The organism is Microbacterium xanthum (genome assembly GCF_034531355.1).
In the GTDB taxonomy this organism is placed as follows: Bacteria; Actinomycetota; Actinomycetes; order Actinomycetales; family Microbacteriaceae; genus Microbacterium; species Microbacterium xanthum.
In genome coordinates this window covers 805,314-831,343 of the sequence record NZ_JAWHUE010000001.1, presented here as the reverse complement: position 1 = coordinate 831,343, position 26,030 = coordinate 805,314, and the positions used below count along the sequence as shown (strand labels likewise).

The 26,030-nt window shown below is 69.0% G+C and carries 27 protein-coding genes; 11 read left to right on the top strand and 16 right to left on the bottom strand.

The window, feature by feature from the left end; all coding sequences use genetic code 11:
- Positions 1–32: 32 nt before the first annotated feature.
- From RZO50_RS03985 to RZO50_RS03960, 6 genes are read right to left on the bottom strand one after another with little or no spacing between them, the layout of a single operon-like run.
- Positions 33–788 (bottom strand): ABC transporter ATP-binding protein, encoded by a 756-nt coding sequence (locus RZO50_RS03985; RefSeq protein WP_322598388.1) that lies wholly within the window; start codon positions 786–788, stop codon positions 33–35.
- The gene (locus RZO50_RS03980) at positions 785–1,615 is read right to left on the bottom strand and encodes an ABC transporter ATP-binding protein (RefSeq protein WP_322598387.1); all 831 of its coding nucleotides are present in this window, start codon (positions 1,613–1,615) and stop codon (positions 785–787) included. Before RZO50_RS03980 ends, RZO50_RS03985 begins: the two co-directional genes overlap by 4 nt.
- Complete coding sequence (locus RZO50_RS03975) at positions 1,612–2,505, bottom strand: ABC transporter permease (RefSeq protein WP_322598386.1); 894 nt, start codon at positions 2,503–2,505, stop codon at positions 1,612–1,614. The genes RZO50_RS03980 and RZO50_RS03975 overlap by 4 nt, the downstream gene beginning before the upstream one ends.
- On the bottom strand, positions 2,502–3,467 hold the full coding sequence (locus tag RZO50_RS03970) for an ABC transporter permease (RefSeq protein ID WP_322598385.1): 966 nt from the start codon (positions 3,465–3,467) through the stop codon (positions 2,502–2,504). Before RZO50_RS03970 ends, RZO50_RS03975 begins: the two co-directional genes overlap by 4 nt.
- Positions 3,468–3,515: 48 nt before the next feature.
- Complete coding sequence (locus tag RZO50_RS03965) at positions 3,516–5,018, bottom strand: ABC transporter substrate-binding protein (RefSeq protein ID WP_322598384.1); 1,503 nt, start codon at positions 5,016–5,018, stop codon at positions 3,516–3,518.
- Between the two features lie 48 nt (positions 5,019–5,066).
- Positions 5,067–5,789, bottom strand: a complete 723-nt coding sequence (locus RZO50_RS03960; RefSeq protein ID WP_322598383.1) for a DUF1684 domain-containing protein — start codon at positions 5,787–5,789, stop codon at positions 5,067–5,069.
- 216 nt (positions 5,790–6,005) lie between these two features.
- Here RZO50_RS03960 and RZO50_RS03955 point away from each other — a divergent pair, with 216 nt between their 5' ends.
- Positions 6,006–7,289 carry an adenylosuccinate synthase gene (locus tag RZO50_RS03955; RefSeq protein WP_322598382.1) on the top strand — a complete coding sequence of 428 codons (1,284 nt, stop codon included), beginning with the start codon at positions 6,006–6,008 and terminating at the stop codon, positions 7,287–7,289.
- 16 nt (positions 7,290–7,305) lie between these two features.
- A complete protein-coding gene (locus RZO50_RS03950) occupies positions 7,306–8,397 on the top strand; it encodes a lactonase family protein (RefSeq protein WP_322598381.1) in 1,092 nt (363 codons plus the stop codon).
- A gap of 107 nt (positions 8,398–8,504) precedes the next feature.
- Here the strand turns inward: RZO50_RS03950 and RZO50_RS03945 are convergent, their stop codons facing one another.
- Together RZO50_RS03945 and RZO50_RS03940 are read right to left on the bottom strand one after the other, a co-directional pair.
- Positions 8,505–10,376 carry an alkyl/aryl-sulfatase gene (locus RZO50_RS03945; protein ID WP_322598380.1) on the bottom strand — a complete coding sequence of 624 codons (1,872 nt, stop codon included), beginning with the start codon at positions 10,374–10,376 and terminating at the stop codon, positions 8,505–8,507.
- 61 nt (positions 10,377–10,437) lie between these two features.
- Entirely contained in the window at positions 10,438–11,562 is a 1,125-nt protein-coding gene (locus tag RZO50_RS03940; protein WP_416211536.1) for an AI-2E family transporter, read from the bottom strand.
- A gap of 42 nt (positions 11,563–11,604) precedes the next feature.
- On the opposite strand from RZO50_RS03940, the gene RZO50_RS03935 reads away from it, so the two are divergent.
- Positions 11,605–11,898: a chorismate mutase gene (locus RZO50_RS03935; protein ID WP_322598379.1), complete on the top strand. Its 294-nt coding sequence runs from the start codon at positions 11,605–11,607 to the stop codon at positions 11,896–11,898.
- 7 nt (positions 11,899–11,905) lie between these two features.
- Positions 11,906–12,988, top strand: coding sequence for an ATP-binding protein (locus RZO50_RS03930; RefSeq protein ID WP_322598378.1), 1,083 nt, complete (start codon positions 11,906–11,908; stop codon positions 12,986–12,988).
- 42 nt (positions 12,989–13,030) lie between these two features.
- Here the strand turns inward: RZO50_RS03930 and RZO50_RS03925 are convergent, their stop codons facing one another.
- From RZO50_RS03925 to RZO50_RS03915, 3 genes are read right to left on the bottom strand one after another with little or no spacing between them, the layout of a single operon-like run.
- Positions 13,031–13,726, bottom strand: coding sequence for a hypothetical protein (locus RZO50_RS03925; protein WP_322598377.1), 696 nt, complete (start codon positions 13,724–13,726; stop codon positions 13,031–13,033).
- A complete protein-coding gene (locus tag RZO50_RS03920; RefSeq protein WP_322598376.1) occupies positions 13,723–14,622 on the bottom strand; it encodes an ABC transporter ATP-binding protein in 900 nt (299 codons plus the stop codon). The genes RZO50_RS03925 and RZO50_RS03920 overlap by 4 nt, the downstream gene beginning before the upstream one ends.
- Entirely contained in the window at positions 14,619–15,029 is a 411-nt protein-coding gene (locus RZO50_RS03915) for a GntR family transcriptional regulator (RefSeq protein WP_322598744.1), read from the bottom strand. The genes RZO50_RS03920 and RZO50_RS03915 overlap by 4 nt, the downstream gene beginning before the upstream one ends.
- Positions 15,030–15,385: 356 nt before the next feature.
- On the opposite strand from RZO50_RS03915, the gene RZO50_RS03910 reads away from it, so the two are divergent.
- The 3 genes from RZO50_RS03910 (at position 15,386) to RZO50_RS03900 (ending at position 18,627) form a co-directional block, all read left to right on the top strand.
- Positions 15,386–16,699, top strand: coding sequence for a quaternary amine ABC transporter ATP-binding protein (locus RZO50_RS03910; protein ID WP_322598375.1), 1,314 nt, complete (start codon positions 15,386–15,388; stop codon positions 16,697–16,699).
- The gene (locus RZO50_RS03905) at positions 16,699–17,610 is read left to right on the top strand and encodes an ABC transporter permease (RefSeq protein WP_322598374.1); all 912 of its coding nucleotides are present in this window, start codon (positions 16,699–16,701) and stop codon (positions 17,608–17,610) included. Before RZO50_RS03910 ends, RZO50_RS03905 begins: the two co-directional genes overlap by 1 nt.
- A 102-nt stretch (positions 17,611–17,712) precedes the next feature.
- On the top strand, positions 17,713–18,627 hold the full coding sequence (locus RZO50_RS03900) for a glycine betaine ABC transporter substrate-binding protein (RefSeq protein WP_322598373.1): 915 nt from the start codon (positions 17,713–17,715) through the stop codon (positions 18,625–18,627).
- 60 nt (positions 18,628–18,687) lie between these two features.
- On the opposite strand, the gene RZO50_RS03895 is transcribed toward RZO50_RS03900, so the two are convergent.
- The 5 genes from RZO50_RS03895 to RZO50_RS03875 form a co-directional block, all read right to left on the bottom strand.
- Positions 18,688–19,431 (bottom strand): hypothetical protein, encoded by a 744-nt coding sequence (locus tag RZO50_RS03895; RefSeq protein ID WP_322598372.1) that lies wholly within the window; start codon positions 19,429–19,431, stop codon positions 18,688–18,690.
- A gap of 31 nt (positions 19,432–19,462) precedes the next feature.
- Positions 19,463–20,179 (bottom strand): hypothetical protein, encoded by a 717-nt coding sequence (locus RZO50_RS03890; protein WP_322598371.1) that lies wholly within the window; start codon positions 20,177–20,179, stop codon positions 19,463–19,465.
- A 44-nt stretch (positions 20,180–20,223) separates the two neighbouring features.
- Positions 20,224–20,358, bottom strand: a complete 135-nt coding sequence (locus tag RZO50_RS03885) for a hypothetical protein (RefSeq protein WP_277816624.1) — start codon at positions 20,356–20,358, stop codon at positions 20,224–20,226.
- A 9-nt stretch (positions 20,359–20,367) separates the two neighbouring features.
- A complete protein-coding gene (gene purL, locus RZO50_RS03880; protein ID WP_322598370.1) occupies positions 20,368–22,713 on the bottom strand; it encodes a phosphoribosylformylglycinamidine synthase subunit PurL in 2,346 nt (781 codons plus the stop codon).
- 93 nt (positions 22,714–22,806) lie between these two features.
- A complete protein-coding gene (locus RZO50_RS03875; protein WP_322598369.1) occupies positions 22,807–23,244 on the bottom strand; it encodes a GAP family protein in 438 nt (145 codons plus the stop codon).
- A gap of 17 nt (positions 23,245–23,261) precedes the next feature.
- On the opposite strand from RZO50_RS03875, the gene RZO50_RS03870 reads away from it, so the two are divergent.
- The 4 genes from RZO50_RS03870 (at position 23,262) to RZO50_RS03855 (ending at position 25,989) form a co-directional block, all read left to right on the top strand.
- Entirely contained in the window at positions 23,262–24,746 is a 1,485-nt protein-coding gene (locus RZO50_RS03870; RefSeq protein WP_322598368.1) for a recombinase family protein, read from the top strand.
- Positions 24,747–24,992: 246 nt separating this feature from the next.
- The gene (locus RZO50_RS03865; RefSeq protein ID WP_322598367.1) at positions 24,993–25,289 is read left to right on the top strand and encodes a hypothetical protein; all 297 of its coding nucleotides are present in this window, start codon (positions 24,993–24,995) and stop codon (positions 25,287–25,289) included.
- 134 nt (positions 25,290–25,423) lie between these two features.
- A complete protein-coding gene (locus RZO50_RS03860) occupies positions 25,424–25,642 on the top strand; it encodes a hypothetical protein (protein WP_322598366.1) in 219 nt (72 codons plus the stop codon).
- Positions 25,639–25,989: a hypothetical protein gene (locus RZO50_RS03855; RefSeq protein WP_322598365.1), complete on the top strand. Its 351-nt coding sequence runs from the start codon at positions 25,639–25,641 to the stop codon at positions 25,987–25,989. Before RZO50_RS03860 ends, RZO50_RS03855 begins: the two co-directional genes overlap by 4 nt.
- Positions 25,990–26,030 lie beyond the last annotated feature (41 nt).

The following is a 26,030-nucleotide window of genomic DNA, read 5'->3' as shown; positions in this document are numbered from 1 at the left end:
CGAGCGGCGAAAGCCGAGCGACGCCGCGACCCTCAGCGGGGGAGGCGGGGGAGCGACGCGATGAGGGTGCGGGCGTAGTCGCTCTTCGGGGCGGCCAGCACGTCGCGGGTCGCCCCCTGTTCGACGACGCGCCCGTCGCGCAGAACGGCGGTGCGCTCGCATACCGCCGCGACGGCGCTGAGATCATGCGAGACCATCACCAGGGCGAGCCCGATCTCGTCGCGCAGCCGTGTGAGAAGGTCGATCACCTGGACGCGAGTGGTCAGATCGAGCGCCGAGACCGGCTCATCGGCGAGCAGCACGCGGGGCTTCGAGACGAGCGCCCGGGCGATCGCGATGCGCTGACGCTGGCCGCCCGAGAACTCATGCGGGAAACGTCGCATCGTGTCGTCATCGAGGCCGACCGCCCGAAGGGCCTCGGCGACGGATGCGCGAGCTTCGTCACCGCTCGAGATGCGCAAGGACCGCAGCGGTTCGCCGACGATGCGATCTATTCGCTGGCGGGGGTCCAGCGACGAATAGGGATCCTGGAAGACCGGTTGCACGCTGCGCCGGAAACGCCGCATCAGGGTTCGGTCACGCCGGTTCAGACTCTCCCCGTCGAAGACGACGCGGCCGTGACTCGGGGTGTCGAGACCCAGCAGCAGGCGCAGCGCCGTGGACTTGCCGGCGCCTGATTCTCCGACCAGGCCGATCGCCTCACCGGCTCCGACCGTGAGGGAGACCTCGTCGAGCACCGGCGTCGCACCATAGGCGAAGCCGGCCTTCTCGAGGGCGAGCAGAGTCATCGCCCCTCCCTTCTCCGGTCCGATTCCGCCCCCGGGGAGCCCGCGCCGACATCGAGCGCGGCGTCGAGGAACCGGGCGCTGTCGACGAGAGTGCGAGTGTACGGATGCCGCGGGGCGCCCAGCACGCGGCGGACCGCACCCTCCTCGACCACGTGCCCGTGCTGGAGCACCAGGACCCGGTCGACCATGCGCGAGACCACGGCCAGGTCGTGGCTGATGAACAGCAGACCCATGCCACGGTCGGCGACCAGGCGCTCGAGCAGCGTGAGCACCTCGTCCTGCACCGTCACATCCAGCGCCGTGGTGGGCTCATCCGCGATGAGCAGCTGCGGGTCGGCGGCCAGGGCGATCGCGATCGCGACGCGCTGACGCTGGCCGCCGGACAGCTCGTGCGGATACGCCCGGGCGATGCGGTCGCCCTCGAGCGACACGTCCGCGAGGGCGCGGGCCACCTCCTCGCGCAGCGCGGCGCCGCGCAGTCCGCGATGGCGCCGCAGCGGCTCGGCGATCTGCCGGCCCACCCGCATCAGCGGATCGAGAGCGGTCAGCGGCTCCTGGAACACGATGCCGGCGACCGTCCCGCGCAGGCGCCGCACCGCGGCGTCGGCCGCGCCGACGACCTCCCGCCCGTCGAGCCGGGCCGAGCCGGTCGCGGTGACGGCGTCGGGAAGGAGTCCCAGGGCCGCCAGGGCGGTCATCGACTTGCCCGAGCCGGATTCGCCGACGAGGCCGACGCGCTCGCCGGGCGCGAGCGCGAAGGTCACGTCGTCGACCAGGGTCGCCGAGCCGGCGCGCAGGGTGAGGTGTGTCGCCTGGAGCAGACTCATCGGGTCCTCCTCCGCGTCGGGTCGGTGACGTCGCGCAGCCCGTCGGCGAGGAAGTTCACACCCAGCACGAGCACGATCACGGCCAGACCCGGCGCGATCGCGCCGACGGGGGCGGTGAGGACCGTCCCCTGGGCCTCCTGCAGCATCCGGCCCCAGGAGGCGTTCGGCGGCGGTGCGCCGAGTCCCAGGTACGACAGGCTCGCCTCGGCGAGCACCGCGACACCGAACTGCAGGGCGAGGCTGACCGCGAGGGTGGGGGCGATGTTGGGCAGGATGTGGTGCCACACGATCCCGGCGGTGCGGGTGCCGCTCGTGCGGGCGGCGGTGACGAACTGCTCCTGCAGCACGCGGCGGGACAGGATGCGGGTCAGTCGGGCGATCACGGCCGACATCGCCAGGCCGATCGCGAGGATCGCCGACCCGAGCGAGGGGCCCTGCACGGCGACGACGAGCATGGCCAGCAGCAGCACCGGGAAGGCGATCACGACGTCGAGACCGGCCGAGAGGGTGTCGTCGAGCCATGGCCGCGCGAAGGCCGCCGCCAGGCCGATCGCGGTGCCGAGGACCGCGGCGATCGCCACCGCCCCGGCTCCGACGGTGAGGGCGATGCGGGCGCCGACCATCAGCTGCGACAGCAGGTCGCGGCCGAGGCGGTCGGTGCCGAGCGGATGCGCGAGGCTCGGTGCGCTGAGACGCCCGCCGCTGATGTCGGTGAGGGGGTAGGGCAGCCACACGAGGGAGACGGCGGCGACGACAACGACGAACGCTGTGAGGGTGAGCCCGATCGCGAGGGTGGCGCGTCGTCCCCGCCGACGCGCGGCGCGTGGGGCCGTCGCGGACGGGCTGGTGCCCGAGTCGGTGGCGGGGGCGTCGATGCCGGGGGCGGTCATCGCAGGTTCCCCGAGATGCTCGTGCGCAGGCGCGGATCGATGAGGCGCTGGGCGATGTCGGCGGCGAACCCGACGAGGACGACGAACAGGGTGCTCACCACGAGCACGCCCTGGATGTTGGCGAAATCGTGCTGCTCGATGCCGGTCAGCAGCATGCTCCCGAGGCCCGGCAGGGTGAAGACGCTCTCGACGACGACCGCCCCCAGCAGGGTCGTGGACAGCTCGATGCCGAGCACGGCCACCACGGGCACCGAGCCGTTGCGCACGCCGTGCCGGAGCAGGGCCTCGCGCATGCTCGAGCCCCCCGCGCGGGCGGTGCGGAGGTAGTCGCTGCCGAGCACGTCGATCGTCGCCGACCGCACGTACCGCGACAGCGACGCGCTCATGACGAACGCGATCGTGATCACCGGCAGCGTGAGCGAGCGGAGCGCATCGGCCGGATCCTCCCAGTCGTCGCGGGGGAAGCCGCCGGAGGGCAGCATCCCGAGCTGGAGGGCGAAGATCCACACCAGGATGACGCCGACCCAGAACACCGGCACGGCGACGCCCAGCTGCGAGAAGCCCGACAGGACGATGCCGTACCACCGGTCGGCCTTGACCGCCGCGGTGATGCCGATGACCAGCGACAGCACCAGCGCGAGGGTGAACGACAGCAGGGTCAGCGGGATGGTGACGCCCAGGCGCGCGGCGATCTCCGGCCCGACCTCGCGCGAGCTGATGTACGACTCGCCCAGGTCGCCCTGCAGCAGTTGCGCGGACCACGTGGCGAACTGCTGCCATACCGGCTGATCGGACCCGACCTGCGCGCGCGCCGCGGCGATCTGCTCCGGGGTCGCATCCACCGACAGCAGCGCGTTCGCCGGGTCGCCGGGCAGCAGCCGCAGCAGCACGAAGATGACGACCATCGCCACCGCGAGCGAGAGCACGAGGAGGGCGGAGCGGCGCAGCAGGTAGATGAGCATGAGGAGATGACGCCGGTGCCGGGCGTGCGCCCGACACCGGCGACCGGGTCAGTCCTTGACGATGTCGTAGACGAAGAACTGGGAGTTCAGACCGTTGACCGGGTAGCCCGACAGGTCACTGTCGGCGACGACGATCTGCGGGTACAGGTACAGCCACACGCTCGCGGCGTCCTCGGCGATCTGGCGGTTGACCTCGACGAGCAGCTCGGTCTGCTGCTCGACGGTCTCGGCCTGCTCGGCCTCGGCGACCCACTGCTGCACGTCGGCGTTGTCGTAGCCCCAGTAGAAGTCGGGGTTGCCGTACCAGACCACGTCGCGGTCGTTGACGTGCTCTTGGAGGGTGGCTTCGAAGTCGCGCTCGGCGAAGATCTTCGTGTACCACTCGTCGGCGCTGATCGTGTTGATCTCGACGGTGATGCCGACCTCGGCCAGCTGCGCCTGCAGGAACTCGGCGACGACCGGGTGCGGGTCGTAGTTGGGGGTGTCCAACGTGAAGGTGAACCCGTCGGCGTAGCCGGCGGCATCCAGCAGCTCCAGCGAGAGCTCGGGGTCGTACGGGTTCACGTCGGTGAGGTCGACGTACCAGGGGTCGGTCGGCGGGACCATCGATCCGATGAGGGTGCCGTAGTCGCCCCAGATCGAGGTGAGCAGCTGCTCGGTGTCGATCGCGGAGTAGACGGCCTTGCGCACGAGCGGGTCGTCGAACGGGGCGACCCGGTCGTTGAAGGCCAGCAGCTCCTTGGTCGTCGAGGTGCCCTCGCTGACGGTGAAGTCGGCGTTGTCCTCGAACTGCGCGAGCGAGTCGGGATTCTGGATGCTCGTGACGAGGTCGACCTCGCCGCTGAGCAGGGCGTTGTTCTCGGCGGTCGCGTCGGTGAAGTACGTGAAGACGACCTCGGCGTTGGACGCGGCCTCGCCCCAGTAGTCGTCCCAGCGGAGCAGGGTCAGAGTCGAGCCCTGGCGCCATTCGTCGAGGGTGTAGGGCCCGGTGCCGTCCGTGGCGTCGACGCTCGCGTCGGGGCCGGTGATCCACACGTAGGTGAGGTTGTAGAGGAACGAGATCGACCGCTCGGAGAGGTCGAACACGACCGTCTGGTCGTCGGGCGTGCTGATCTCGGCGATGGGTCCGAAGCTCGACTTGCGGGCCGACTTGGAGTCCTCGGCGATGACCGCCTCGACGCTCGCCTTGACGTCGGCCGAGGTCAGCGGCGCTCCGGAGTGGAACTCCACTCCCTCGCGCAGCGTGATCGTGTAGGTCAGACCGTCTTCGCTCAGCTCGGACGATTCGGCCAGCAGGGGCTCGACGTCCCCGTCGTCGGTGAGGCGGAACAGCCCCTCGTAGACGTTGCCGTTCAAGGCCTCGGTGACACCCTGCCCACCGCCCTGGGTGTTGCTGAGGTTCTGCGGCTCGTACAGCGAGCCGATGTAGATCGTGGCGTCTTCGGATGCGCCGTCGGCGGCGTCACCGCCGGCGCTGCAGCCGGCCAGGACGAGGGCCGAGGCGGCGACGGTGGACAGGGCGACGAGACTCTTGTTCAAGCGTGTGCTCATGCGGTTGCTCCGGTGCTGTGGATGCTGTGGTGCGGGGGACGGTGCGGCTCAGGCCGCATAGATGTCGAAGCCGTCGCGGAACACGACGTTCTTCTCGCCGGCCGGGATCCGGAAGGGGAACCGGTTGGAGGCCGGAGGCAGGGGGCAGTTGAACTGCGCCGAGAACCCGCAGGGCGGGACGAAGGCGCGGTTGAAGTCGAGGACCACGGGACCGGGTTCGCCGGCGACGTCGGCCTCCCGGGTCACGAACAGAAAGCGGCCGGGTCCGTAGGTCTCGACGCCGTTGGTGCGATCGCCGAAGACCAGCAGCAGGGCGCCGCCGTCGTCGAAGGCGGCGACGGTGAAGTCTTCGCCGCCGATGGTCACGTGGATGTCGCCGGGCACCACGAGGTCCCGGGTGCCGCCGTTGTCGCGGATGTGCTCGAAAGGCACCGTCCGCGGGGATCCCCCGTCCTGCCCCCGCACGGGGGTGAAGCGCCCCTCGACGACCCACTCCGGATCGTAGGGGAATGCGTCGATGCGCTCGAATGCGGCGATGGCGGCGGACTCGGCATCCCATCGGCGCAGACCGTACTCGGCTTCCCCGGTCTCGAGGGAGGTGCGCGACAGCTCCGTGATCGTGACGGACGCGGCAGCGGCGGCGCGCTCGCCGTCGATGTCGGGGCGCTCGGCACCGGTCCAGCGGGTCTCGACGAGGGCGAGATTGCCGGTGGGTGCGGTGACGGCGCGGGCGCGCTGTTGGCGCCACAGGGCGTAGTCGGGGGAAGTCATGGTCGGTGACGATTCTCTCGCGGGCGGGGGCGGACGGCACATCGACCGTCACCAGTGGTAATGCAGCACGTCGCCGAGGTATTCCCGCGTGCGGACGGGAGCCGCTGCGGGATGATATCGACGCCCTGACTAGACTGGGACGGGACGGTCGGCACCGGGGGTGCGCGTCCAGCCGGCGTCGTGCGGCGTCGGACCGCCATTCGAGGGGGCTCTCCCATGCCAGGCATCGTGATCGTCGGCGTCCAGTGGGGCGACGAGGGCAAAGGCAAGGCCACCGATCTGCTCGGTGACCGCACCGACTGGGTCGTCAAGTTCAACGGCGGCAACAACGCCGGCCACACCGTCGTCATCGGAGACGAGAAGTACGCCCTGCACCTGCTGCCCTCGGGCATCCTCTCGCCCGGCGTTAACGCCGTGATCGGCAACGGCGTCGTGGTGGACCTCGAGGTGCTGTTCGATGAGCTCACCGCCCTCCAGGCCCGAGGGCTGGACACGTCGCGCCTGAAGGTCAGTGCCAACGCGCACATCATCACGCACTACCACCGCACTCTCGACAAGGTCACCGAGCGCTTCCTCGGCAAGCGCCAGATCGGCACCACCGGGCGGGGGATCGGACCGGCCTACGCCGACAAGATCAACCGCGTCGGCATCCGTGTGCAGGATCTGTTCGACGAGAACATCCTGCGCCAGAAGGTCGAGGGCGCCCTCGATCAGAAGAACCACCTGCTGGTGAAGGTCTTCAACCGTCGCGCCATCACGTGCGACGAGGTCGTCGAGGAATTGCTGTCGTACGCGGAGCGTCTGCGCCCGATGGTGGCCGACACCGGACTCCTGCTCGATGAGGCCCTCAAGCGCGACGAGGTCGTCGTCTTCGAGGGCGGTCAGGCCACGATGCTCGACGTGGACCACGGCACGTACCCGTTCGTGACCTCATCGTCGGCGACCGCCGGTGGCGCTGCGACCGGCTCGGGCGTGGGACCGGGGCGCCTGGACCGCATCGTCGGCATCGTGAAGGCGTACACGACCCGGGTCGGGTCGGGACCGTTCCCGACCGAGCTGTTCGATGAGAACGGCGACTTCCTCCGTTCGCGCGGTTTCGAATTCGGCACGACCACCGGACGCCCGCGTCGCGTGGGCTGGTACGACGCGCCCATCACCCGTTACGCCACGCGCATCAACGGCATCACCGATCTGGTGCTGACCAAGCTCGACATCCTCACCGGCCTCGATCGCATCCCGGTCTGCGTCGCGTATGACGTCGACGGTGAACGGTTCGACGAGGTGCCCGTCAACCAGACCGACTTCCACCACGCCAAGCCGATCCTGGAGTACTTCCCCGGCTGGAAGGAAGACATCTCGGGTGCGCGCCGCTTCGAGGACCTTCCGCAGAATGCGCAGGACTACGTGCTCGCGCTGGAGGAGATGAGCGGTACGCGCATCTCGGTCATCGGCGTCGGTCCCGCCCGCGACGCGGTCGTCGTGCGTCACGACCTCATCTGAGACCCGTTCGACGCGCATGCGCTTGTTCACCGGCGGATACACCGCAGACATGGGCGGTGAGGCGACAGGTATCGGGATGCTGCACGCCGGCTCCGCCGACACCGCCTTCGTGGACGGACCCCTCGGCTTCGGTGGCGAGGTGGTCAGCACCGACTCGCCGTCGTGGCTGGCCGCGCATCCGACGCGGGACGTGATCTACGCCGCGCTCGAGAAGGCCGGCGCGGTGCAGGCCTTTCGGCGGACGGGCGAGTCGACTCTCGTCGCGCTCGGCGGGCCGGTGCCGGCGGGGGCGGCGACGTGCCACGTCGCGGTCGCTCCCGACGGGGGGAGCCTGCTCGCCTCATGCTGGGGCGACGGTGGCGTGGTGCGGATGACGCTCGACGCCGACGGACGTCCGTTCGACCCTCGTCGCGCACCCGCCGCATCCGACCCGTACGACGCCGAGCCGGACCTCGACGCGATCCGCGCGCAGGTGCTCGGTGCAACGGCCGAGGAGGCCGGCGAAGAACCCGATGCACGCCCCTCGCGTGCCCATGAGGCCCGGTATCTCCCGGATGGCACAGTGGTGACCACCGATCTCGGACTCGACCTGGTGCGGATCTGGCGGCCGGTCGAGGGGCGGCTGCGCGCACACCAACAGGTGGCGCTTCCCCGCGGTTGCGGTCCGCGTCACACCGCGTGGCACCCGAGCGGGCACCTCTACGTCGTGACGGAGTTCTCGGGCGAGGTGTTCGTGCTCGCCCCGGGTGCGACCGGATCGTGGCGCATCCTCGGGGGCGTACCGCTCGGGGCGCTGCCGGGTGACACCGGGGCCGAGATCGCCCTCGGCCGCGATGGGTCGTTCGTCTACGCCGGCCTGCGCGGCAGCGACACCATGGCGGTCCTGCGCGTGCGCGGCGGGGGTGACGTGCTCGAGCCCACCGCTCTGGTGGAGACGGGGGTGGCATGGCCGCGCCACCACATGGTGGCGCGCGACACGTTGCTGGTGGCGGGCGAGCGCTCGCACGAGGTCGCCGCCTCGACGCTCGACCCGCGCACCGGGGTGCCCGGGCGGGTGCGGCACCGCACGACGGTCCCCTCCCCGACCCACCTGCTCCCCGTCCGCTGACGCCCCGCGCGCAGGTTCGGTTGGCGCGGTCTGTCGCTCTGGGCCGCGGATGCGACATCCGGTGACAGGCGAATCGGCGAACGGGCGACGGGGCGGGGCGCCCCCGCTTACGGCAGCACGATGTCGAAGTCGGGGTCGCCCGGGTCGAGCACCGAGAACAACGACTCCAGCACGCCGGCGTCCCCGTGGAGCCGCAGCCCGGGCGAGGTCGCATCGCCGGCAGCGAGGGCGATCATGCGCGCCTTGGTCAGCGAAAGGTGCAGGGCGGCGTCGGCGGCGGGTTCCTTCTCGACGTAGATCAGCACGCCGTTGCGCAGCGTCACCCGGAAGCTGCGGCCGAGGTCGGTGAAGGTCACGTCGGTGACGAGGTCGAGGTCCCATGCCTTCGGGCCGTCGACCTTCACCGCGAAGGCGTCCAGGAGCTGTTCCGGAGTGAGCTGCGCGACGATCAGCGGGGCGTCGGTGCGCGTCGGTGTACCGAACGTCCCGTCGCGCAGCTCGGTCGCCCCCGACAGGAAGAAGTTGCGCCAGGTGCCGTTCTCGGCCCCGTACCCGAGCTGGGTGAGGGTGTCGGCGTACAGGGCGCGACCGGCCTCGTGGCCGGGCTCGGCGAAGACGACGTGCGAGAGGAGCGTCGCGGCCCACCGGAAATCGCCCTCGTCGTACGCGGTACGAGCCAGCTCGACGACTCGGTCGAGGCCACCCATCGCGGCGACGTAGCGCGTGGCCTCCTCGGCGGGGGGATGCGGCCACAGGTGGGCCGGGTTGCCGTCGAACCAGCCCATGTAGCGCTGATAGACGGCCTTGACGTTGTGGCTGACCGAGCCGTAGTAGCCGCGGGCGTTCCACGCGTTCTCGAGGGACGGGGGAAGCTGGATCGTCTCGGCGATCTCCGCGCCGGTCAGTCCGGCGTTGAGCATTCGCAGCGTCTGGTCGTGGAGGTAGGCGTACAGGTCGCGCTGGGTCGAGAGGTAGTCGACGATCTCTTCGCGGCCCCACGTCGGCCAGTGGTGCGAGGCGAAGACGACGTCGGTCGTCTCGGCGTACCGCTCGATCGCCTCGGTGAGGTACTGCGACCACACGTGGGGATCCCGAACCAGGGCTCCTCGCAGGGTCAGCAGGTTGTGCTGCGTGTGCGTGGCGTTCTCGGCCATGCACAGGGCGCGGAACCCGGGGAAGGAGAAGTGCATCTCGGCCGGCGCCTCGGTGCCCGGTGCCATCTGAAAGTCGATCTCGACCCCGTCGATGATGTGGGTCTCGCCCGTGGTCGAGATCTCGAGGGTCGGGGGCAGGATGCCGGGCGAGCCCGTCGAGGTCGTCTGGCCCAGACCGGCGCCGACCTGCCCGTACACGCCGCGGGCCAGGGCGGCCCCGTACATGTATCCGGCGCGACGTCCCATGGCGACACCGGCGTAGACGTTCTCGGCGACGGAATGCTCGAGGAACCCCTCGGGCGCGATGACGGCGCACTCGCCCGCATCGACGGCCTCCTGCGTGGTGACGCCGAGGATCCCGCCGAAGTGGTCGATGTGGCTGTGCGTGATGATCACGGCGACGACCCGGCGGTCACCGCGGTGTCGCCGGTAGAGGGCGAGTGCGGCGGCGGCGGTCTCGGGTGAGATCAGCGGGTCGATGACGATGACGCCGGTGTCGCTCTCGACGAACGAGATGTTCGACAGGTCGAACCCGCGCACCTGGTAGATGCCCTCGACGACCTCGTAGAGGCCGTGCTTGGCGACAAGGGTCGATTGGCGCCACAGGCTCGGGTTGACCGAGGTCGGCGCGTCACCGGCGAGGAAGTCGTAGCTCGCACCGTCCCAGACGACGTCACCGGATTCGTCGGTGATGAGCAGAGGGTCGACGGTGCCGAGGAATCCGCGATCGGCGAGCTCGAGATCCCGCGTGTCGTCGAAGGGCAGGCTCCGTCGGAGTCGCTCGTGGGCGGCGATGACGGCGGGGGCGGGTTCGAGGTGGGTCATGGTGCTCCTTCCGCCTCGATCCTGCCCGGAAGCGGAGCACGATGATAGCCCCCGGCGTCGATCAGACCTTCGCGTCCTGACGAGGGATCAGCACCTGCTTGATGATCAGCAGGATCGAGGCGGTGACGGGGATCGCCACCAGCGCGCCGAGGAGGCCGAGCAGCGTGCCGCCCACGAGGGCGCCGATGACGACGAGTGAGCCCGGGATCGAGATCGTACGATTCATGACGCGCGGGGTGAGCACGTATGCCTCGATCTGCATGTAGACGAGGTAGGCGGCCGCGAAGATCAACGCGAGCAGCGGATCCGCGAACAGCGCGACGGTGGAGCCGATGATCCAGAACAGCACCGGACCGACCAGCGGGATGATCGTGATGCAGAACGCGGTCACCGCCAGCAGCGCCGGGAACGGCAGCCCGAGGACGATGTACATGATGAGCGTAAACATCGAGTTGAAGAACGCCAGGATGACCATCCCCATCAGGTAGCCGCCCACCGACTCGGTGATCTGTTCGGTGAGGTCGGCGATGCCGGGGCGATTGCGCGCCGGAGCCAGACGGTAGAAGGCCTGCTTCATCATCGGCAGGGACGCCAGGAAGTACAGGCTCAGGACGAGGACGATGACGCCCCCCGAGATCGCGGTGGCGATCGAGATGCCCGCCTGGAGCACGCCGCCGCCGATCGCGGCGATGTTGCTCGGGTTCGTCACGAACTTCTGGGCTTCCGTGAGCATGTCGCCGAGTGAATCGCCGAAGTTGCTCTCGGCCCAGACGAAGACGTCGCTCTTCATGAAATCGCTGATGAGCGTCGGCAGATCTTTGATGAACTGGGCGATCTGTTCGACCACCGTCGGAAGCACCAGCAGGAGCACGCCCGCAAGCACGATCGCGAACCCGAAGTAGACGATGACGATGCTCCACACCCGCGTGACGTTCTTGCGCTCCAGCGCGCGCACGATCGGGTCGAGCCCGAGCGCCACGAACAGGGCGAAGGCGATGTAGATGATGACCGTGACGATGTTGGTCACCGCCAGGCCCAGGGTCACCGCGACCAGCCCGCCGAGGACGGCGAAGAAGCCGAAGGCGAAGGGGTTGCGCATGCCGAACCAGCGCGCCGTGTCGTTCTGCGGGGTGGAAGCGGCCGGGGGCGTCGCGGGGCCGTCGGGCGAGTCGGTAACCTCGGTCATGCTCACACTCTATTGGTGAGCTCCCGCGCCGAGGAGGACGACATGACCGAGACGCCCGAGCAGACGTTGCTGCGGTTGCGCGCCACGATCGACAACATCGACGCGGCGCTCATCTTCGTGCTGGCCGAGCGATTCCGCGCCACCAAGCAGGTCGGCGAACTCAAGGCCGACCACGGCATGCCGGCATCCGACCCGAACCGCGAGGAACAGCAGGTGGCACGGCTGCGCCGACTGGCCGAGGAGGCCGACCTCGACCCCGCGTTCGCCGAGAAGTGGTTCAACTTCGTCGTGGCCGAGGTCATCCGTCACCACACCGCAGCGGCAGACGCCCGCTGAGCCGTCGATGGCCGCCGAACTCCCCATCGGGACCCTGCTCGAATCCGTCGACCGCGCTCCCGCACACGTCCTCGCGCGGAAGCTCAATCGGCACACCTTCTGGTGCGGCCAGAGCGGGTCGGGGAAGACCTACGCCCTCGGGGTGCTCCTCGAGCAGGTGATGCTTGAGACCGAGCTGCCGCTGGTGATCCTGGATCCGAACTCCGACTTCGTCCGGCTGGGCGAGATGCGCGCGGGGGCCCACTCCGCATCCGCCGAAGCGCTCCGCTCGCGCGATGTCCGCGTGCTCGGCAAGAAGGGGGACCACGATCTGAAGGTGCAGTTCACCGAACTGCCGCTGAAGTCCAAGGCGGCCGTCGCGCAGATCGACCCCATCCTCGACGCCGAGGAGTACAACCAGCTGCTCCGCCTCGAGGACGAGGTGCACACGATCGACGACCGCGACCTCGTCGCGTTCCTCCGCGGCAAGGGATCGGTCGTGCACGACAAGCTCGCCAACCGCCTCGAGAACCTCGGCATCACCGAGTGGGATCTCTGGGCGTGGGGCGGCCGGAACGTGGGAGACCATCTCGACGAGACAGCCGATGCGACCGTGCTCGACCTCGGGGGATTCCCGACACCCGCCGAGTCGCGGGCGGCGGCCCTGGCCGTGCTGGACCATCTGTGGGCACGTCGAGAGGAGCGCATCGGGCGTCTGATCGTGATCGATGAGGCCCACAACCTCTGCCGGCCCGACCCCGCCACACCGGTGGAACGGCTTCTGACCGAGCGCATCGTGCAGATCGCCGCGGAAGGCCGCAAGTACGGTCTGTGGCTGCTGCTGTCGACCCAGCGTCCCTCGAAGGTGCATATCAACGCGCTGTCGCAGTGCGACAACCTGGCCCTCATGCGGATGAGCTCGCCGAAGGACCTCGCCGAGCTCGGCGACGTCTTCGGCTACGCGCCGGCGTCGATGCTCGAGCGATCCTCCTCCTTCACACAGGGGCAGGCGCTGTTCGCGGGCGGCTTCGTCGACTCGCCGGTACTCGTGCAGATGGGTGCCCGCATCACGGAAGAAGGCGGATCGGACGTCGCCGTCCCCCTGCGCTGACCGGAGTCGACGCAGAGGGACGGGCTGAAAAGCAGAGGCGGATCAGGGCGTCGCGCGCCGGAGCGTCAGGAACGACCCGGCGGCCAGCAGGGCGGTGAGCAGCAGCCCCCACAGGGTGAGGCCGACAGCGCCCTGAGTGGCGAACCAGGCGAAGACCTCTGCCCACGCGTTCAGGCGACCCACCAGCCACATCCCGCCCACCAGCAGCAGAGCCAGGGCGATGTAGGCCAGGGCGACCCACGTGCCACCGAATCGCTTGTAGAGGGTGGCCGAGGCGAAGCCGATCGTGAAGATGAGCACGGTGAAGGCGAAGTAGAACAGCCACGCCGCCCACCAGCCGGTCTCCCAGATCCAGGGCAGCTGGAAGAAGTATCCGTTCATGCCCCAGCCGCCGGTCGCGGACTCCAGGAAGCCGCCGAGGACGAAGACGGTGGCCAGCAGGATCGCGGTGAGGCTCGCGGTGGAGAGGGTGCCGAGATAGAACTCCCGACGCGTGATGCTCAGCGCCTGCGAGAACGGGAAGGTCATCGTGAGCGCCTGGATGCCGACGAACAGGAAGTACCACAGCGGCGCCTGCGCGCCACCGCCGTAGAACGGGCCGGGAAGCCCCGAGCTGCTGAGGAGCGCGTAGATCGCGAGCGTGATGACGAACGAGCCGGTCAGCACGATCAGGGGGACCCACACGTAGGTCTGGCGGTTGACCAACTGCAGGCGGATGACGTTGAGCGTGCGGTTCATCGCGACACCTCCGAGGTCGAGGCGTCCGACGCGTGCTGCGTCAGACGCACGATGAGTTGCTGGAGCGAGACGGGAGTGACTTCGAGGCCTGCCGCGGCCAGGGCCCGATGGTCGGCGTCGGTGAGGGCGCCGAGGACGGTCACGCTCGAGACGCGGCCGAGGCTCTCGCGGTGGAGCACCTCGCGCCCGGCGACGAAGGCTTCGACGGCGGCGGTGTCACCGACGATGTTCGCGGCGCGGCCGCGCACCTCGTCGGTGCTCTCGTCCATGAGGATGCGGCCCCGGTCGATCACCAGCACGCGCTCGATGAGGTTCGAGACCTCATCGATCAGGTGGCTCGAGAGCACGATCGTGCGCGGATGCTCGGTGTAGTCCTCGAGGAGCCGGTCGTAGAAGATCTGCCGGGCCACGGCATCCAGACCGAGGTAGGGCTCGTCGAAGAAGGTGATCTCGGCACGCGACGCGAGTCCGATGATCACACCGACGGCCGAGAGCTGACCGCGAGAGAGCTTTTTGATGCGTTGCTTGACCGGAAGCTGGAACGCGTCGATCAGCTCGTCCGCGAGTTCCTGGCTCCAGTTCGGGAAGAACAGTCGAGCCGAGCGGAAGGCGTGCCGTGCAGTGGCGTCGTCCGGGTACTTCTGGCTCTCCCGCACGAAGCACATGCGCTGAAGCACGCTGGCGTTCTCGTACGGGTTCTCACCGAAGACGCTCACCTTGCCCGAGGTGGCGAAGTTCTGAGCGGTGAGGATGGACATCACCGTGGTCTTGCCGGCGCCGTTGCGGCCGAGCAGCCCGTAGATGGTGTTCTCTTCGATCGTGAAGCCGACCTCGTCGACCGCGACGGTCTCGCGGTAGCGCTTGGTGAGGTCTTTCACCTCGATCACGGCGGTCATTGTGCGGTTCCCCCTGTTTCGGTGTGGTCGGATGCGGTTTCGATGTCGGATGCGGCGGCGCGCTCCCGGACGAGACGGCTGAGGTCGTCCGGACCGAGGCCGAGCTTGCGGGCCTCGACGAGCAGTGGCTCGACGAAGCGGTCGGCGAAGGCGGTGCGACGCTCCCCGAGGAGCTGTTCGCGGGCCCCGGTGGCGACGAACATCCCGATCCCGCGGCGCTTGTAGAGCACCCCTTTGTCGACGAGCATGTTCACTCCTTTCGCGGCGGTGGCCGGGTTGATGCGGTAGAACGCGGCGAGCTCGTTGGTCGAAGGTGCCTTGCCCTCTTCGGGAAGGCTGCCGTCGACGATGGAGTCCTCGACGCTCTCCGCGATCTGCAGGAACAGTGCTCTGCCCTCGTCGATCACCATGTGCTCCCTTGGTTCATTACTTGACTAACTAACCATGCAACATGAGGTGGTGAATTGTCAATAACGATGGGGTTACCGTCCGTCGTTCGTTTTTGCCCCGGCCCGCCCGTCGGGGTTAGGGTTGATTCGGGCCGAGAGCCCTGATGACGACCAGTCCGCGGTCAGTGTGGGTTGATTCCTGGGGAATCCCCGCGCGGAGCGTATGGTCGACGGTCTTGGCGACGAACCCGATGTGAGTCGCCGGTTGCGCAGGCGCTCCAGTTGCTGCGCCATGCGCCGATGACCGTCACCCGGACGTGACCGAAAGCCGACCCGACCAGGCGCGATCTTGGGCGGGTCGCTGAGGTGCAAACGTGACATCCGACCTGGCCATCGAGGCGAAAGGCCTCTTCAAAGTCTTCGGGCGCAACACGCGCGGAGCAGTCGACAAGCTGAAGAAGGGTGCGACCCGCTCGGAGGTCGCCGCACAGGGCGCCACCGCCGCGGTCATCGACGCCAGCTTCGACGTCAAGCCCGGCGAGATCTTCGTGATCATGGGACTCTCCGGCTCGGGCAAGTCGACGATCATCCGCATGCTCAACGGCCTCCTCGAGCCCACCGCCGGAGACGTCCTCGTTCAGGGCCAGAGCGTCACGAAGGCATCCGACGCCGAGCTGCGCCGCATTCGCCGCTCCTCGATCTCGATGGTCTTCCAGCACTTCGCCCTGCTGCCGCACCGCACCGTCATCGACAACGCCGCCTACGCGTTGGAGATCCAGGGCGTCGGTCGCGACGAGCGGCGCGCGAAGGCGCAGGAGATCCTCGAGAAGGTGGGCCTCGGCGACCGCGCGGAAGCCATGCCCGATGAACTGTCCGGCGGCATGAAGCAGCGCGTGGGCCTGGCCCGTGCGTTGACCGCCGGCACCGACATCATGCTCATGGACGAGGCCTTCTCGGCGCTCGACCCGCTCATCCGACGCGAGATGCAGGAGCAGCTCATCGAGCTGCAGCAGGAGCTCGGCCGCACCATCGTCTTCATCACCCACGACCTCAACGAGGCCATGTTCCTCGGCGACCGCATCGCGGTCATGCGCGACGGTCGCATCGTGCAGAACGGCACCCCCGAGGAGATCCTCACCGATCCCGCCAACGACTACGTCGCGCAGTTCGTGCAGGACGTGGACCGTACGCGCGTGCTCACCGCCTCGTCGGTCATGGAGCCGCCGGTCGCCGTCACGCCGTTGCACGCCGGAGCCCGCGGCGCGTTGCGCATCATGCGCGACCTGCAGGTCGGCGCCGTGTCGGTCGTGGAGAGCCGCAGCAAGTTCATCGGATCGGTCACCGACCGCGACGTCATCCGCGCCGTCAAGAACGGCAACACCGACCTGCGCGGCATCCTCCGTCAGGACCAGCCGGTCGTGCACCCCGACGAGCCGCTGGCCGAGATTGTGGAGCGCTCGGTCGAGAGCCCGGCGCCGATCGCCGTCGTCGACGACAAGAACCGCCTCATGGGCGTCATCCCGCGCGTGACCCTTCTCGCGGCACTGGGCAACGTGCCCGCCGTGACCCGGGAGAACCCGATCATCGACGTGCCCGTGTCGGTGCCCGCCGGTGAGCTCGACAAGACGCTCGCCACGGTGGAGGACGCCGCCCCGGCGGCCGCGGCCCCGACGGAAGGAGGCGTGTGATGGAAAACCTCCGACTTCCCTTCGGCGAGTGGATCGAAGCGATCCTCGACTTCATCGGCGACGTGTTCGGATGGCTCTTCGACGCCATCGCCAACGTGCTCGCCGTGGTCTACGACGGCCTCGACTGGGTGCTCACCACCCCGCCCTTCTGGGTGATCATCCTGTTGCTGGGCGCGCTCGCCTGGTGGATCAAGGGGTGGAAGCTGGCCGTCGGAACGGTCGCCGGCTTGTTGTTCATCGTCCTCGTGGACCAGTGGGAGAGCGCGATGGACACGCTCGCGCTCGTCCTGGTCGCGTCAGCGATCGCGATCGCGATCAGCATTCCCGTCGGCATCTGGGCGGCACGGAACGCCACGGTCTCGCGCATCGTCCGACCGGTGCTGGACTTCCTGCAGACCATGCCGGCGTTCGTCTACCTGATCCCCGCCATCATCTTCTTCGGCGTGGGTGTGGTGCCCGGCATCATCGCGACGATTCTCTTCGCCCTCGCTCCGGGCGTGCGCCTGACCGAACTCGGCATCCGCGGCGTCGACTCCGAGGTCGTCGAAGCCGGTCAGGCGTTCGGTGCGACCCGCGGCCGCATCCTGCGGCAGATCCAGCTGCCGCTGGCCCTGCCGAGCATCATGGCCGGTATCAACCAGGTCATCATGCTCAGCCTGTCGATGGTCGTCATCGCCGGCATCGTCGGCGCCCCCGGACTCGGGCAGGAGATCGTCCGCGCCATCGGCCGCATCAACGTCGGCCTCGGCGCGGAAGCCGGCTTGTCGATCGTGATCCTCGCGATCATGCTCGACCGCATGACCTCGGCCCTGGCCGACAAGGGCGGTGCCCGTGCGAAGCGACGCAAGGCATCCCCGAAGGACACTCAGGCCTCCACCGCGTCGGCGCAGCCGGCCGGGGCGCAGGCCTGACACAGACCAGGCGGGTGCATCGCCCGCCGGAGGCGTCCGAGACTCGGACGCCTGACAACACGACCAGTCCGCGCACAGCACGCGGATGGAGAGGGAGTCAACATGATGACCAAGAGAAAGCACCTCGCAACCGGAATCGCCCTTGCCGGCGCCTCGGCCCTCGTGCTCGCGGGCTGCAGCTCGGACTCGGGTGACAGCGGCTCCGACGCGGGCGGCGACACCTCGGGCGCGGACCGCGCCATCGAGCTGGCCGTCTTCAACGGGTGGGACGAGGGCATCGCCGCGTCGTACCTGTGGGAGGCCATCCTCACCGAGCAGGGCTACGACGTCGAGCTCACCTACGCCGACGTGGCCCCGGTCTACGCCGGTCTCGCCGGTGGCGACTTCGACCTCGTGCTCGACACGTGGCTGCCGATCACGCACTCCGACTACATGGAGGAGTACGGCAACGACCTCGACGACCTCGGCGCGTGGAACAACGACGCCGCACTCACCATCGCGGTGAACGAGGACGCTCCGATCGACTCGCTCAGCGAGCTCGCCGACAACGCCGACGCGTTCAACAACGAGATCGTCGGCATCGAGCCCGGTTCGGGACTCATGCGCATCACGGGCGACGACGTCGTCCCGGGTTACGGCCTCGACGGGATGACGCTCATCGAGTCCTCGACCCCGGCCATGCTCGCCGAGCTGCGTTCGGCCACCGATGCCGGCGAGAACATCGTCGTCACCCTGTGGCGTCCGCACTGGGCCTACGACGCCTTCCCGATCAAGGACCTCGAAGACCCCGAGGGCCTGCTCGGCGAGGCCGAGGGCATCCACTCGGTCGCCGCAACGTCGTTCTCGGACGACTTCCCCGAGGTCCACGAGTGGATCTCGAACTTCGAGATGGACAGCGAGAAGCTCTACTCGCTCGAGAACGCCATGTTCAACGAGTACGACGGTGACGACTACGGTCCCGTCGTCGAAGAGTGGATCGCCGGAAACCAGGAGTGGGTCGACTCCCTGACCTCCTGATCGCCTTCCTCCTGTGAGGAACCCGCGGGGCGTCCGGCTGCGGCCGGGCGCCCCGCTTCGTCAGGAGGCGGGCGGGTGGGGCGGCGGAGGCGTGCCCGGCGTGATCTCCAGGGCGACCTTCTTCTCGAGCCGATCGACGGCGTCGTCCGACAGCGAGATGAGCCCATCGAGCTCCTCGCGGACGCGCTTGTACGCGATCTGGCGCTCGGCCGGCGTCGCCGCCTGGTCGACGGCGACGGACAACAGCTGCTGCGCGGTGTCGAGCCGTTTGCGTTCGCCCGACGTGAAGGTCGAGTCCTTGATGCGGCGCGCGTCGCGCTCGGCGAGATCGAATGCGACCTCGTAGTCGGTCACCGCATCCCGGTACTCGGTGAGCGCTTCGCGGGTGACCTTCGTCGCCGCCGCGTCGGGCCGGGCGTTGTCGGCGACCCGCTTGGCACGCAGGAAGGCGGCGGTCAGCGGCTGGCGGCCGTCGCTCATCGCGGGGAACGCGATGAGTTTCGACACGTCGAGCTCGTACTCCAGCCAGCGGTGGGTGACATCGTCGTGGGCCGCGAAGAGCTTCTCCAGCTGCTTCGCGGCGGGCTCCTCCGCCCGTGGCTCGGCCGCGGTGGGCGTCTCGGCGACCGCGGGCGCACCGCGTTGCGCGGCCTTCACCTCGCCCTTCGCCTTGATGATCTCCAGGCGTCGCCGATGGCGTCGTCGGGCGCTGCGCTCCCACGCGCTGCCGGCTGAGGCGAGCACACCGAAGAGCGGGAACACCAGCCACCAGTAGTTCCCGAGAAAGGTGAAGAACGGCTCCACCCCGCCATCGTATCGGCGTGGAGCGGTCGGGTCAGTCGCGCGGCGGCTCCACCGGCGGCGGCCCCTGGCGCCGGGCGGTGCGCCACGCATCCTGCTCGGCGACGCGGAAGGCCGCCTCGGCCGCGGCCACCGCGTCGCGGTAGGCGACGAAGTCTTCGGCCGTCGTCTTCGCCCGGGGATCCGCCGGTCGCAGCGAGCGCGCATGGTGCTCGGCGGCCACGAACTCCGCGGTGACCGGATGCCGGGCATCCGACATCTGCGGGATGGCGAGGGCGCGCGCGGCATCGGTCTCGTACTGCATCCAGCGGGCGGTGAGGACGTCGTGCCGGGCCATGAGGCGCGCGAGGGGAAGCTTGGCGTCGTCGTTCTTCGCGGTCGCCGACACCGCGCGCATCTGGGCGCGCGCCGCTTTGACACCGGTGCGCTTGGCGCGCAGGGTCATCCACGCCACGCGGTGGTCGTTCTTCGCGCGCTGGAGCTCGCCCCGCGCGATCGGGATGCTCACCGCGCCGGGGGCGCTCGGGTTCGCCTTCGCCGTCTGCAGTGCGGCGCGGGCGGTGCGCACGTCCGCTCGCGCCGAGATCAGGGCCGTGTACGCGCGCGACATCTCGTGTCGGGCGGCGTCGAGTTCGAGCCGGCGTGCGCGGCGACGGCCCGCCGTGGCGACGCCGTAACCGGCCGCGCCCGCGCCGATCGCGGTGGGGGCGACCCACCACCATGCGCCGAGCAGCTCGAACCAGAGGTCCACACCGTCAGCCTAATCAGCCCCGCTTCGGCCCGCGGGCCGTGCGATCAGGCGAACAGGAGGGTGAGGATGGTCGACCCGCCGGCCACGAGGATCAGCGAGACGATCGTCACCCACGCGACGACCTTCATGCGGCGCTGCCGCGCCTCGCCGTACCCGGCGTACTCTTCGTCTTCCGACATCGGCTGCTCCTAGGCGGTCGGTTCGGCGATCGTGGGGCCGAAGGCGGCGGGAAGGGTCGCGGTGGAACGTTCACGCAGGTCGCGCACCGACACGGTGAAGACGTCCTGCACCTCGAGGGTCGCGTCGCCCTCGGCGGGAAGGTCGGTCACGCCGATGCGCAGCACCGGGTAGCCGCGACCCTCGCACAGCCCGCGGAACTTCACGTCCTCCTCACGGGGCACCGAGACGATCACGCGACCGGTCGATTCGGCGAAGAGCGCCGTTGCGGCATCCACCCCGTCGCGCTCGCTGATCTCACGCAGCCAGACGCGGGCGCCCACGCCGAAGCGCAGGGTCGCCTCGGCCAGCGCCTGGGCGAGGCCGCCCGACGACAGATCGTGGGCGCTGGAGACCAGCCCCTGCTGCGAAGCGGCGTGGACGAGGTCGCCCAGCTGCTTCTCGGCGGCGAGGTCGACGGCGGGCGGGCGTCCGCCGAGATGGCCGTGGATGGTGCCGGCCCACTGCGACCCGCTCAACTCGGTCGAGGTGACCCCCAGCAGGTAGATGTTCTCGCCGGCATCCTGCCACCCGGAGGGGATGCGACGGGCGACATCGTCGATGATGCCCATGACTCCGACGACCGGGGTCGGGAAGATGGGCTGATCGCCGGTCTGGTTGTAGAACGAGACGTTGCCGCCGGTGACCGGGATGCCGAGCTCGAGGCATCCGTCGGCGAGGCCGGCGACGGCTTGCGAGAACTGCCACATCACCTCGGGGTTCTCCGGCGAGCCGAAGTTCAGGCAGTCGGTCACCGCGGCGGGAACAGCACCGGTGACGGCGACGTTGCGGTACGCCTCGGCGAGGGCGAGCTTCGCCCCCTGGTAGGGGTCGAGCTGGCAGTACCGGCCGTTGCAGTCGGTGGCGATGGCGAAGCCCAGGCCCGACTCCTCGTCGACGCGGATCATGCCCGCGTCGTCGGGGAAGGACAGCGCGGTGTTGCCCAGCACGTAGTAGTCGTACTGGTTGGTGATCCACGACGTGTCGGCCAGGTTGGGGCTGGCCACGAGGGCGAGGAACTGCTCCCGAAGCACCTCCGGATCGATGCTGCGGGGGAGGGCGGCCGCCGACTCCTCCCGCAACGCGTCGATCCAGGTCGGGTAGGCGACGGGGCGCTCGTACACCGGGCCGTCGACGGCGACGGTCGACGGGTCGACGTCGACGATCTGCTCGCCGTGCCAGAAGATCTGCAGGCGGCCGTCGCCGGTCACCTCGCCCAGCACACTGGTCTCGACGTCCCACTTGCCCACGACGGCGAGGAAGGCGTCGAGCTTCTCCGGCGCGACGATGGCCATCATGCGCTCCTGCGACTCGCTCATGAGGATCTCCTCGGGCGTGAGCGTGGGATCGCGCAGCAGGACGTTCTCGAGGTCGACGCGCATCCCCGAGCCGCCGTTGGCAGCGAGTTCGCTCGTCGCGCACGAGATGCCGGCGGCGCCGAGGTCCTGGATCGCCTCGACGAGTTCGCCCTGGTAGAGCTCCAGGCAGCACTCGATGAGGACCTTCTCGGCGAACGGGTCGCCGACCTGCACGGCGGGGCGCTTGGTCGGACCGCCGTCGGCGAAGGTGTCGGAAGCGAGGATGGATGCCCCGCCGATGCCGTCGCCGCCGGTGCGGGCGCCGAAGAGGACGACCTTGTTGCCGGCGCCCGTGGCGTTGGCGAGCTTCACGTCTTCGTGGCGCATCACGCCCACCGCGAGGGCGTTCACGAGCGGGTTGCCCTGGTACACCGGGTCGAAGACGGTCTCCCCGCCGATGTTCGGCAGGCCCAGGCAGTTGCCGTAGAAGGAGATGCCGCTGGTGACGCCGTGCACGACGCGGGCGGTGTCGGGATGGTCGATGGCGCCGAAGCGCAGCTGGTCCATGACGGCGACGGGGCGGGCGCCCATCGAGATGATGTCGCGCACGATTCCGCCGACGCCGGTCGCGGCGCCCTGGAACGGCTCGATGTAGCTCGGGTGATTGTGCGACTCGACCTTGAAGGTCACCGCCCACCCTTCGCCGATGTCGACGACGCCTGCGTTCTGGCCCATGCCGACCATGAGCTTCTCGCGCATCTGCTCGCTGACCTTCTGGCCGAACTGGCGCAGATAGATCTTGCTCGACTTGTACGAGCAGTGTTCGCTCCACATGACGGAGTACATCGCCAGCTCGCCCGAGGTGGGGCGGCGGCCGAGGATGTCGCGGATCTGCGCGTACTCGTCGGGCTTGAGTCCGAGCGCGCCGTACGGCTGCTCCTTCTCGGGCGTCGACAGGGCGTTCTCGACGGTGTCGGCGACGGGGCGCGACGACGCGGAGGTATCGGAAGGAGAGGTCATGCGGCTGAGCTCCAGGAATCACGGGCGCCGGACGATCCCATCCTAGATGGCGGCGGCAAATCCGTGGCGACGGGCCGTCATCGTGCGGACGGGTCAGAAGCTTCCGACGCCCTTGCCGATCAGTGTCACTCCCAGCACGAGCAGGAGGATCGCCATGATGACGGCGTTCTCGCGCTGGAGCCAGGTCCGAAGCGCGGTGAGGGCCGCGGTGAGGCGCGTGGCCGCGACGAGGTATCCGACGACGGGGACGATCACGGTGATCGCGGCGATCACCGTGTAGACCGCAACGGCGGTCACCGCCGCGCCGACCTCCAGGCCGGCGCTGCCGATGGCGACTCCCGCGGCGGCGCCGAGCAGCAGGTTCTTCGGGTTGACCCCCGCCAGCACGAACGCCAGCCCGACCGCCCTGGCGAAGGTGAACGAATCGATCGCCTTCATCCAGGGCGGGAGAGCAGCCTCCTCGCCCGGCGGAGGGCGCTGTCGCCAGCTGCGCACCGCCAGCAGCATCAGGAGGACGCCCAGCCAGAGCATTGCGCTAACGTACCTTTATGGATTGCGTTATCTACACGCGCGTCAGTCTCGACCGCACGGGCGAGGCGCTGGCCGTAGCTCGCCAGGAGGCCGACTGCCGCAAGCTGGCCAAGTCGCTCGGGCTGCGCGTGGTGCAGGTTTACACCGATAACGACATCAGCGCCACGAGCGGCAAGGTGCGCCCTGGCTTCGAGGCCATGCTGGACGCCAAGCCCACGGCGATCATCGCGTGGCATCAGGACCGGCTGCTGCGCCTGACCCGAGACCTGGAGCGCGTCATAGCCCTGAACGTGCCGGTGTACACCGTGACGGCTGGCACCTTGGACCTGACCACACCGGCAGGCCGCGCCGTGGCGCGCACCGTGGCAGCGTGGTCGCAGTACGAGGGCGAGCAGAAGGCCACGCGCCAGGTCGCGGCGAACGTGCAGCGGGCAGCCAATGGTGTCCAAAATGGCCGCGTGGGCTACGGCTACCGGCGCGAAGGCTCCGCGATGGTGCTGGACGAGACCGAGGCCGCGACAATCCGCGAGGCTGTGCGCCGCGTACTTGGCGGCGACTCGCTGCGGTCGGTGTGCAAGGACTTCAACGAGCGAGGCATTCCCTCCCCGCGTGCGGTCGAGCGCAACCGCGCCAGGGAGCAAGCCCGCGCTGAGCACCGCCCCGAGCCGACCTACAGCACGCCCGACCCCTTGTGGAACAGCACGACGTTGAAGCAGATGCTGCTACGCGCCAACCTCGCAGGGCTGATCGTCCACCGGAAGAAGGTAGCAGGACGCACCCCTGATGGTGCGCCTCGCGTGATTGACGAGGACACACACGAACGCCTCAAAGCCGTGCTGACAGACCCCGCGCGCCGTACCGCCCCGGCGGGCAGGGAGCCGAAGCACCTGCTGGCGGGCGTCGCTCGGTGTGGACGGCCTACCGACGCGCTGGATGACGAAGGCGAACCAATCCCGTGTGGCGGCAAGATGGTTCGCGCGCCTGGCCGGTGGACGAAGACGAAGACGGGCGGCACCAAGCGCCAGCCACCGAGCTACGTGTGCGGTCAGTGCTTCCGCGTGCGCCGAAAGCAGGAACTCGTGGACGAGCTGGTTGAGGGCGTCGTCCTGGGCCGACTCCAGATGCCCGATGCTGCTCAGTTGTTCACCGAGGGCGACCCTGCTGCGCTGCAAGCCGCGCGAGACGCCCTGGACGCGATTGACGCCCGCATGGCCAACGCGGCCGATATGTTCGCAGACGGCACCATCGAGGCTGCCCAGCTTGCCCGCATCACCGAGACGTTGCGGGCCGAGCGCGCCACGGCTGCCTCTGCAGTTGACGCCGCCCTCCCGGCTGCGGTGCCCCGTGAGCTTGTCGGCCCCAATGCGCGCCAGGTGTGGGACGGCCTCAGCATCGACGTGAAGCGCGCCATCATTGACACGCTCGTGCAGGTAGTCATCCTGCCCAGTGGCAGCGGGAAGGCGTTCGACCCGGACACGGTGCAGGTGGTCTGGAGAACGTAGGCCAGTATCGGTAGCGCGGAGCTCTACGCCGACCAGGGCGACCCCGCACTGCCCCGCCGACCTTACGTTCCACCCCGGCAGCCCCAGTCGGGCAGGCGGTCGCCGGCGTCGGTCAACACGCCGAGGCGACCCAGAATCTTGGCGGGAATTTTCTGTTCGCTGACCGGAGAGTTCCTTCAGAAAGGGCCGATTAGCGGTGATTATCTCGCTAGTCAGGGCGCTGCGGGGCGTGGCAGCATTAGCTACATGCAGTTCCGAGTCAAGGTCCTCTGCCACGGCGCAGGCAACTACCAACACAAGCCGCGCACCGTGGCTCAGTTCCGCTATGACGAGGGCTGGGCACGCGTCCACAACGAGGGGCCGATGGACCCGCTGGTGTGGCTGCCCACTGGCGACGTGAGCCAGCGGCACGCGCTCATCTGTGACCGGTGCACCAGGACGGACTACTACACTCCGGAACGGCTGTACCCTCTTCTTGACGAGCTGCGCTCCGGAGATCGCCCCACGGTGGACGCGCGCCAGCTTGCACAGGCTGCCAAGTAGCAGCCGCCCATAACTGAACACTCTTAGGGGTTCTCGGTCCGCGCACGACGCGGCTGGGGGTCTATTCAGAAGCTTCTCAACGGAAGTTCCGCACTTGGCGCTCATGAGCGCTGTTCCGTTGAGGAGCTTTTTCGTTGTCCACACACAACCCTCCCACCGTCACCAAGGCGCGGTCCGAGATCATGATCGGGCGTCGCGTCCACGACCCCGAGCGCGAGGCCAGCGGCCGTCGTGACCTGGCCGAAGCCAAGATTGCCGCCTACATCGAGAAGGCGCTGGCAGTAGCGCCTCCGCTGAACAACCAGCAGATCCACCGACTCACCGGGCTGCTGCGGGCTGGCGGTGTGCGGTGAGCCGTCTCATCAAGGCCAACTACCCCGGCAAGAAGCGCCTCACCGAGACCGAGGCCAAGAACGACCTCAAGTTCGGCCCGATGCCGCACTGGTTCAAGCCCTGGGCTTCCGAAGCGGTGCTCATCTCCGATGCCGAAGCGCGCTATGCGCTGGTGCACGTGCACGGCGACCCGGTGGAGTACGAGGTCCGCACGTTCATCACCGAAGAGAAGCTGCGCTGGGCGCTCGACAGCCTGTACAACGCGCACACCTGCGGCGCTGAGTGCGTCGGCATCTACTACGTGACCCCGGACGTGCCGCTGCGCATGTACGCGGTGATCGAGACTGACGACGAGGACGAGTCGTGAGCGCCGACAAGCCGGTGCGCGTGCTGCGGGGCCAGTCGGAA

Bases quoted from the DNA above. Each gene is read 5' to 3' on its own strand.
- RZO50_RS03980 (WP_322598387.1), bottom strand. From the start codon at position 1,615: ATGAGTCTGCTCCAGGCGACACACCTCACCCTGCGCGCCGGCTCGGCG.
- RZO50_RS03955 (WP_322598382.1), top strand. From the start codon at position 6,006: ATGCCAGGCATCGTGATCGTCGGCGTCCAGTGGGGCGACGAGGGCAAA.
- RZO50_RS03940 (WP_416211536.1), bottom strand. From the start codon at position 11,562: ATGACCGAGGTTACCGACTCGCCCGACGGCCCCGCGACGCCCCCGGCC.
- RZO50_RS03985 (WP_322598388.1), bottom strand. From the start codon at position 788: ATGACTCTGCTCGCCCTCGAGAAGGCCGGCTTCGCCTATGGTGCGACG.
- purL (WP_322598370.1), bottom strand. From the start codon at position 22,713: ATGACCTCTCCTTCCGATACCTCCGCGTCGTCGCGCCCCGTCGCCGAC.
- RZO50_RS03905 (WP_322598374.1), top strand. From the start codon at position 16,699: ATGGAAAACCTCCGACTTCCCTTCGGCGAGTGGATCGAAGCGATCCTC.
- RZO50_RS03960 (WP_322598383.1), bottom strand. From the start codon at position 5,789: ATGACTTCCCCCGACTACGCCCTGTGGCGCCAACAGCGCGCCCGCGCC.
- RZO50_RS03930 (WP_322598378.1), top strand. From the start codon at position 11,906: ATGGCCGCCGAACTCCCCATCGGGACCCTGCTCGAATCCGTCGACCGC.
- RZO50_RS03870 (WP_322598368.1), top strand. From the start codon at position 23,262: ATGGATTGCGTTATCTACACGCGCGTCAGTCTCGACCGCACGGGCGAG.
- RZO50_RS03935 (WP_322598379.1), top strand. From the start codon at position 11,605: ATGACCGAGACGCCCGAGCAGACGTTGCTGCGGTTGCGCGCCACGATC.
- RZO50_RS03975 (WP_322598386.1), bottom strand. From the start codon at position 2,505: ATGACCGCCCCCGGCATCGACGCCCCCGCCACCGACTCGGGCACCAGC.
- RZO50_RS03885 (WP_277816624.1), bottom strand. From the start codon at position 20,358: ATGTCGGAAGACGAAGAGTACGCCGGGTACGGCGAGGCGCGGCAGCGC.
- RZO50_RS03945 (WP_322598380.1), bottom strand. From the start codon at position 10,376: ATGACCCACCTCGAACCCGCCCCCGCCGTCATCGCCGCCCACGAGCGA.
- RZO50_RS03920 (WP_322598376.1), bottom strand. From the start codon at position 14,622: ATGACCGCCGTGATCGAGGTGAAAGACCTCACCAAGCGCTACCGCGAG.
- RZO50_RS03950 (WP_322598381.1), top strand. From the start codon at position 7,306: ATGCGCTTGTTCACCGGCGGATACACCGCAGACATGGGCGGTGAGGCG.
- RZO50_RS03925 (WP_322598377.1), bottom strand. From the start codon at position 13,726: ATGAACCGCACGCTCAACGTCATCCGCCTGCAGTTGGTCAACCGCCAG.
- RZO50_RS03965 (WP_322598384.1), bottom strand. From the start codon at position 5,018: ATGAGCACACGCTTGAACAAGAGTCTCGTCGCCCTGTCCACCGTCGCC.
- RZO50_RS03900 (WP_322598373.1), top strand. From the start codon at position 17,713: ATGATGACCAAGAGAAAGCACCTCGCAACCGGAATCGCCCTTGCCGGC.
- RZO50_RS03865 (WP_322598367.1), top strand. From the start codon at position 24,993: ATGCAGTTCCGAGTCAAGGTCCTCTGCCACGGCGCAGGCAACTACCAA.
- RZO50_RS03875 (WP_322598369.1), bottom strand. From the start codon at position 23,244: ATGCTCTGGCTGGGCGTCCTCCTGATGCTGCTGGCGGTGCGCAGCTGG.
- RZO50_RS03970 (WP_322598385.1), bottom strand. From the start codon at position 3,467: ATGCTCATCTACCTGCTGCGCCGCTCCGCCCTCCTCGTGCTCTCGCTC.